The following is a 6,152-nucleotide window of genomic DNA, read 5'->3' on the forward strand; positions in this document are numbered from 1 at the left end:
GGGAAGCGGAGGCGACATCGAGGCGGCTCCCTTACATCGGCCGGTGCAGCACCGCCGGCCCCTTGACCAGGGTGACGGCGAAGAACAGCACCACCAGCACGCCGAGCGCCACCGCGATCGCGATCGAGCGCTCGCGCCGGCGCTTCTTCTGCGCCTCGGTGAGCACGATGCCGGGCGGCGGCTTGTGAACTGGCTCCATCGCGCCCTCCATCATCCGATCAGCCGCAGCACGGCCGCCACGACCACCTCGACCAGCAGGATCGCGAACAGCGCGAACAGATACAGGATCGAGAACTTGAACAGGTTGCGGCTGGCGCGCAGCGCGGCGCTGCCGGTGCGATGCCGATACACCCGCATCGCCAGCACCAGCATCCAGCCGCCGAGCGCCAGCGAGGCGACGCCGTAGATCGCGTCGAAATAGCCGAGCGGCCACGGCGCGGCGGCGACCGCGACCAGAACGATCGTGTAGAGCAGGATCTGCAGCCGGGTGTGATCGGGACCGGCCACGACCGGCAGCATCGGCACCCCGGCGCGGGCGTAGTCGTCGTTGCGAAACAGCGCCAGCGCCCAGAAATGCGGCGGCGTCCAGAAGAAGATGATCAGGAACAGCAGGATCGGCTCGACCGCCAGCGATCCGGTGACCGAGGCCCACGCCACCACCGGCGGCAGCGCGCCGGCGGCGCCGCCGATCACGATGTTCTGCGCGGTCCAGCGCTTCAGCCACATCGTATAGATCACGACGTAGAAGAAGATGGTGAAGGCGAGCAGCGCCCCGGCGACCCAGTTGACCAGGATGCCGAGCGTCACCACCGAGAAGAACGCCAGCGTCATGCCGAAGGTCAGCGCCTCCGGCCGCGTCACCCGCCCGCGCGGGATCGGCCGGTTGGCGGTGCGGGTCATCTTGGCGTCGATGTCGTCCTCGTACCACATGTTCAGCGCGCCGGCGGCGCCGCCGCCGACCGCGATGCAGATGATCGCGGTGATCGCCAGCACCGGATGGAAGCTGCCCGGCGCCATCAGCAGGCCGACCAGCGCGGTAAACACCACCAGCGACATCACCCGCGGCTTCAGCAGCGCGACGTAGTCGGCGACGCCGGCTTCGGAAATCCGGGGCGCAAGCGGGATCGGATTGACGTCGATGACCGACACGGGCTCACCTTTCGTTTCGAGCTGCATCCGCAGCCGCAACGGCAGCGGCGGACGCAGGTTCCAACAGCGGCCTCAGCGGACCTGCGGCAGCACCTCGAACTGGTGGAAGGGCGGCGGCGACGACAGCGTCCATTCCAGCGTGGTGGCGCCGGCGCCCCACGGATTGTCGGCCGCGCGCTCCTTCCGGATGAAGGCCAGCGCCATTCCGTACAGGAATACCAACACCGCGAAGCCGGAGACGTAGGAGCCGATCGACGACACCAGATTCCAGCCGGCGAACGCATCCGGATAGTCGACGTAGCGTCGCGGCATCCCCGACAGGCCGAGGAAGTGCTGCGGGAAGAACACCATGTTGACGCCGATGAAGGTCAGCCAGAAGTGCAGCTTGCCGATGGTCTCGTTGTACATGTAGCCGGTCATCTTCGGGAACCAGTAGTACCAGCCCGCGAAGATCGCGAACACCGCGCCCAGCGACAGCACGTAGTGGAAGTGCGCGACCACGTAGTAGGTGTCCTGCAGCACCCGGTCGACGCCGGCATTGGCAAGCACCACGCCGGTGACGCCGCCGACGGTGAACAGGAAGATAAAGCCCACCGCCCACAGCATCGGCGTCTTGAACTCGATCGAGCCGCCCCACATCGTGGCGATCCACGAGAACACCTTCACGCCGGTCGGCACCGCGATCACCATGGTGGCGGCGACGAAATAGGCCTGCGTCGTGCTCGACATGCCGACGGTGTACATGTGGTGCGCCCACACCACGAAGCCGATCACGCCGATCGCCACCATCGCGTAGGCCATGCCGAGATAGCCGAACACCGGCTTCTTGGAGAAGGTCGAGACGATCTGGCTGATCATGCCGAAGCCCGGCAGGATCAGGATGTAGACTTCGGGATGGCCGAAGAACCAGAACAGATGCTGGAACAGCAGCGGATCGCCGCCGCCTTCGGGCGAGAAGAAGGTGGTGCCGAAATTACGGTCGGTCAGCAGCATGGTGATGGCGCCGGCGAGCACCGGCAGCGACAGCAGCAGCAGGAACGCGGTGATCAGCACCGACCAGACGAACAGCGGCATTTTGTGCAGGGTCATGCCCGGCGCCCGCATGTTGAAGATCGTGGTGATGAAGTTGATCGCGCCGAGGATCGAGGATGCGCCGGCCAGATGCAGCGCCAGAATTGCGAAGTCGACCGCCGGTCCCGGATGCCCTGATGTCGACAATGGCGCGTACATCGTCCAGCCCGCGCCGACGCCGTTCGACGACGGCTCGCCCTCGACGAAGGTCGAGATGATCAGCAGCGCGAACGCCGCCGGCAGCAGCCAGAACGAGATGTTGTTCATCCGCGGAAACGCCATGTCCGGTGCGCCGATCATCAGCGGCACGAACCAGTTGCCGAAGCCGCCGATCATCGCCGGCATCACCATGAAGAAGATCATGATCAGGCCGTGCGAGGTGACGAACACGTTGTAGGTGTGGCTGTTGTGGAAGATCTGCACGCCGGGGAACATCAGCTCGACCCGGATCGCGATCGACATCGCCGCCCCGATGATGCCCGCCATCACGGCGAACACCAGATACATGGTGCCGATGTCCTTGTGGTTGGTCGAATACAGGTAGCGTCGCCATCCGGTCGGATGCGCATGCGCGTGATCGTCGTGCGCGTGATCGGAATGAGCGACCCTTGCAGCTTCCATTGCCATCTTCAGATCCTGACTTGAAAACCTCGGACCTTGCGGTCCCCGTTCGACGTCTTGCGATCCCACCGCGCTCAGCGCGTGGCGGAAGCGGCCGAGGCGTAGGAATCGTCACGCATGCGCGAGGCGACCTGCTGCTTCTTCTTCCAGGCTTCGTACTCCTGCTCGTTCACCACATGGACGACGATCGGCATGAAGGCGTGGTCGCGGCCGCACAGCTCGGAGCACTGGCCGTAATAACGACCCTCCTTGGTGGCCTTGAACCAGGCTTCGTTGAGACGGCCGGGGACGGCGTCGATCTTCACGCCGAACGACGGAATCGCCCAGGAATGGATCACGTCGGCGGCCGTGGTCTGGATTCGCACCACCTTGTCCACCGGCACCACCATCTCGTTGTCGACGCCGAGCAGCCGCGGCGGCACCGGATTCATCTTGGCCCGCTCTTCGTCGGTCAGCATGATCGAGGTGAACTCGATCTTGTCGTCCGGATAGGTGTAGGTCCAATTCCACTGATTGCCGGTGGCCTTCACGGTCAAATCCGGCTTCGGGATGTCGAGTTCGAGAAACAACAGCCGGAACGACGGCACCGCGACCGCCACCAGGATCAGCACCGGCACGATCGTCCAGGCGACTTCGATCAGCGTGTTGTGGGTGGTCTTCGACGGGACCGGATTGGCCTTGGCGTTGAACTTCACCACCACGATCACCAGCAGCGCCAGCACGAACAGCGTGATCAGGGTGATCAGCCACAGCATGAAGCTGTGAAACCAGACGATGTTCTCCATCACCGGAGAGGCGGGTTGCTGCAGGCTCACTTCCCAGGGTGCCGGCTGTCCGGTCTGGGCGAATGCCGCCCCGCCGGCTGCCGCCGCACAGCACGCGATCGCCAGCCCCAGCGACCACCGCGCAATTCGCCCCTTCGACATGGTCATGCCGTCGCGCTCCCTATGACTTGTCACGACGGTCCACCGTATCGGTGTGACCGGCCGTGCAGTGTATTGCGCTCGGCACGAAGGCGTAGCTTAAGTGCGAACGCTTCTTATTCTATTTTCAAATCACAATTCGCAGTCCCTCGCAATGCAGGATTGGGGGGCGCAGGTGCAAACCACGAAGGTCTGCTCACCGGCCGCGGAATTCGTCTCGCGCCACTGACACGATGCCGGGGTCATGTGAGGTCGGCTTGACAGATAGGCCCTCCGCTGTAGGCAAAGCAGCGGGACGTCACGGAAGACTGATTCGCTGGCGGGCGGGCTGCCTTCATGGCGCCGTCATTGCCGGTCAGTCGGAACCCGCCGCTGACCTCCCCGTTCAACCGTCATTACCTCGGAAACATCTCTGATGGGCCTTGCCAGACTCTCGCCGATCCTCGCCTCGTGCCGCCGCGCTGCGACCGGAGGCCTGCTGGCGGTCGGGCTGGTGGCGCTGGCCGGCAGCGGCTCGGCCCTCGCCCAGGGCGCGGTGCGGTCGGTGCACGGCGACTGGCAGATCCGCTGCGACACCCCGCCGGGCGCCAAGGCCGAGCAGTGCGCACTGATCCAGAGCGTGGTCGCGGAGGACCGCTCCAACGCCGGCCTCACCGTCATCATCCTCAAGACCGCCGATCAGAAGAGCAAGCTGATGCGCGTGGTGGCGCCGCTCGGCGTGCTGCTGCCGTCGGGCCTCGGACTCAAGCTCGACAACGCCGACATCGGCCGCGCCGGCTTCGTGCGCTGCCTGCCGAACGGCTGCGTCGCCGAAGTGGTGATGGACGACAAGCTGCTCGGCCAGCTCCGCAGCGCCAAGACCGCGACCTTCATCATCTTCGAGACCCCCGAAGAAGGCATCGGCTTCCCGCTCAGCCTCAACGGCCTCGGCGAAGGCTACGACAAGCTGCCGTAGGCCGCCCTGCGCAAGAGCGACGGCGTAACGCAAGCCCTCCTCGTGTTGGGCAAGAAGCCCGTGAACAGAATGATGCTGTCGTCCCCCGCGCATGCGGGGGACCCAGTATCGCAGAGCGTCCGTGGCAAGCGCGCGGCGAACCAACAAGCGCCCTGGAATACTGGGTCGCCCGCATCCGCGGGCGATGACGTCAGTGTTGTCAACGGCCGCCTTGGCGAGGCGGCGCGGCCTCAAACCAGCGTCAACGTCACATCGATATTGCCGCGGGTGGCGTTGGAATATGGGCAGACGACATGCGCGCGATCGACCAGCGTCTGCGCCTGCTCGCGGTCCATGCCGGGCAGACTGATCTTCAGCTCCACCTCGATGCCGAAGCCGGTCGGGATCGGGCCGATGCCGACCGAGCCGGTGACGCTGACGTCCTTCGGGATCGGCAGCTTGTCGCGCCCGGCGACGAACTTCATCGCACCGAGGAAGCAGGCCGAGTAGCCGACCGCGAACAACTGCTCGGGATTGGTGCCGTCGCCGCCGGCGCCGCCGAGTTCCTTCGGCGTGGTCAGGGCGACATCGAGATGGCCGTCGCTGCTGACGCCGCGTCCGTCGCGGCCTCCGGTGGCGGTGGCGGTGGCGCGGTAGAGAACTTTCTCGACTGACATGGTGTGGTCCTTCTCGGGTTGAGGGTTCTGGAACTCTGGTGATTGATTTAGATCGTCCGCACAATTATCGCGCGCGATATTTTTGGTACAGTTTGTCGATTTGTCCGGTCGCCCTTTCCGCATCAGGCGGCCTGAAACAACTTGGATCGGACCTTGGTCAGCTTGTCGCGCAGCTCGACGACGTCGTCGAGCGAGCCACCCATCGCGGCGCCGAGACAGTCCGGCACATGCTTGAGCTGCTGGCGCAGGGCCCGTCCCTCCTCGGTGAGGCCGACGATCACCTGCCGCTCGTCCTCGGCCGACCGCCGCCGGCTGATCAGTCCGCGCGTCTCCAGCCGCTTCAGCAGCGGAGTCAGCGTCGTCGTCTCGAGATAGAGCTGCTCGCAGATCTCGGACACGTTGATCTGGTCCCTCTCCCACAGCACCAGCATCACCAGATACTGCGGATAGGTCAGGTCGAACTCGCGCAGCAGGCCGCGATACACCTTGTTGACCCCGAGCAGCGTCGAATACAGCGCAAAGCAGAGCTGGTTCTCCAGCTTCTGCTTGTCGGCGACGCGCGGCGCGCGTGAAGATGTCGGGGGCGATTTCATGGATAGATATTTATATCGCGCGCGATATAATGTCAACCAGCCCGGCAACCACCGATATTCAGAACTCGGTCTCAGATCTTTGCGCTAGCTGTGAGCTTTCATTAGGTTGTCCATCCGGTCCGGACCGGGGATGCTGAGGTTGCGATGCTTCAGTATCCAGGGAGGGACCGGATGAACATTCACA

The 6,152-nt window shown here is 64.6% G+C and carries 7 protein-coding genes; 1 reads left to right on the forward strand and 6 read right to left on the reverse strand.

Annotated elements, in window-relative coordinates:
* Positions 1-31: 31 nt before the first annotated feature.
* The 4 genes from DWA33_RS20015 to coxB all read right to left on the reverse strand — a co-directional run bounded on the left by DWA33_RS20015 (position 32) and on the right by coxB (position 3,773).
* The gene (locus DWA33_RS20015) at positions 32-199 is read right to left on the reverse strand and encodes a CoxF protein (protein ID WP_167443246.1); all 168 of its coding nucleotides are present in this window, start codon (positions 197-199) and stop codon (positions 32-34) included.
* An 11-nt stretch (positions 200-210) separates the two neighbouring features.
* Positions 211-1,149 (reverse strand): heme o synthase, encoded by a 939-nt coding sequence (locus DWA33_RS20020; protein WP_114360283.1) that lies wholly within the window; start codon positions 1,147-1,149, stop codon positions 211-213.
* Between the two features lie 72 nt (positions 1,150-1,221).
* Entirely contained in the window at positions 1,222-2,847 is a 1,626-nt protein-coding gene (gene ctaD / locus DWA33_RS20025) for a cytochrome c oxidase subunit I (protein ID WP_114360274.1), read from the reverse strand.
* 68 nt (positions 2,848-2,915) lie between these two features.
* Positions 2,916-3,773, reverse strand: coding sequence for a cytochrome c oxidase subunit II (gene coxB, locus DWA33_RS20030; RefSeq protein ID WP_114360275.1), 858 nt, complete (start codon positions 3,771-3,773; stop codon positions 2,916-2,918).
* A 406-nt stretch (positions 3,774-4,179) separates the two neighbouring features.
* Here coxB and DWA33_RS20035 point away from each other — a divergent pair, with 406 nt between their 5' ends.
* The gene (locus DWA33_RS20035; protein WP_114360276.1) at positions 4,180-4,719 is read left to right on the forward strand and encodes an invasion associated locus B family protein; all 540 of its coding nucleotides are present in this window, start codon (positions 4,180-4,182) and stop codon (positions 4,717-4,719) included.
* Positions 4,720-4,949: 230 nt separating this feature from the next.
* Here DWA33_RS20035 and DWA33_RS20040 read toward each other — a convergent pair whose 3' ends face one another.
* Positions 4,950-5,375 (reverse strand): organic hydroperoxide resistance protein, encoded by a 426-nt coding sequence (locus DWA33_RS20040; RefSeq protein ID WP_114360277.1) that lies wholly within the window; start codon positions 5,373-5,375, stop codon positions 4,950-4,952.
* A gap of 122 nt (positions 5,376-5,497) precedes the next feature.
* Positions 5,498-5,968: a MarR family winged helix-turn-helix transcriptional regulator gene (locus DWA33_RS20045; protein ID WP_114360278.1), complete on the reverse strand. Its 471-nt coding sequence runs from the start codon at positions 5,966-5,968 to the stop codon at positions 5,498-5,500.
* Positions 5,969-6,152 lie beyond the last annotated feature (184 nt).

It is taken from the genome of Rhodopseudomonas pentothenatexigens (assembly GCF_900218015.1).
Classification (GTDB): Bacteria; Pseudomonadota; Alphaproteobacteria; order Rhizobiales; family Xanthobacteraceae; genus Rhodopseudomonas; species Rhodopseudomonas pentothenatexigens.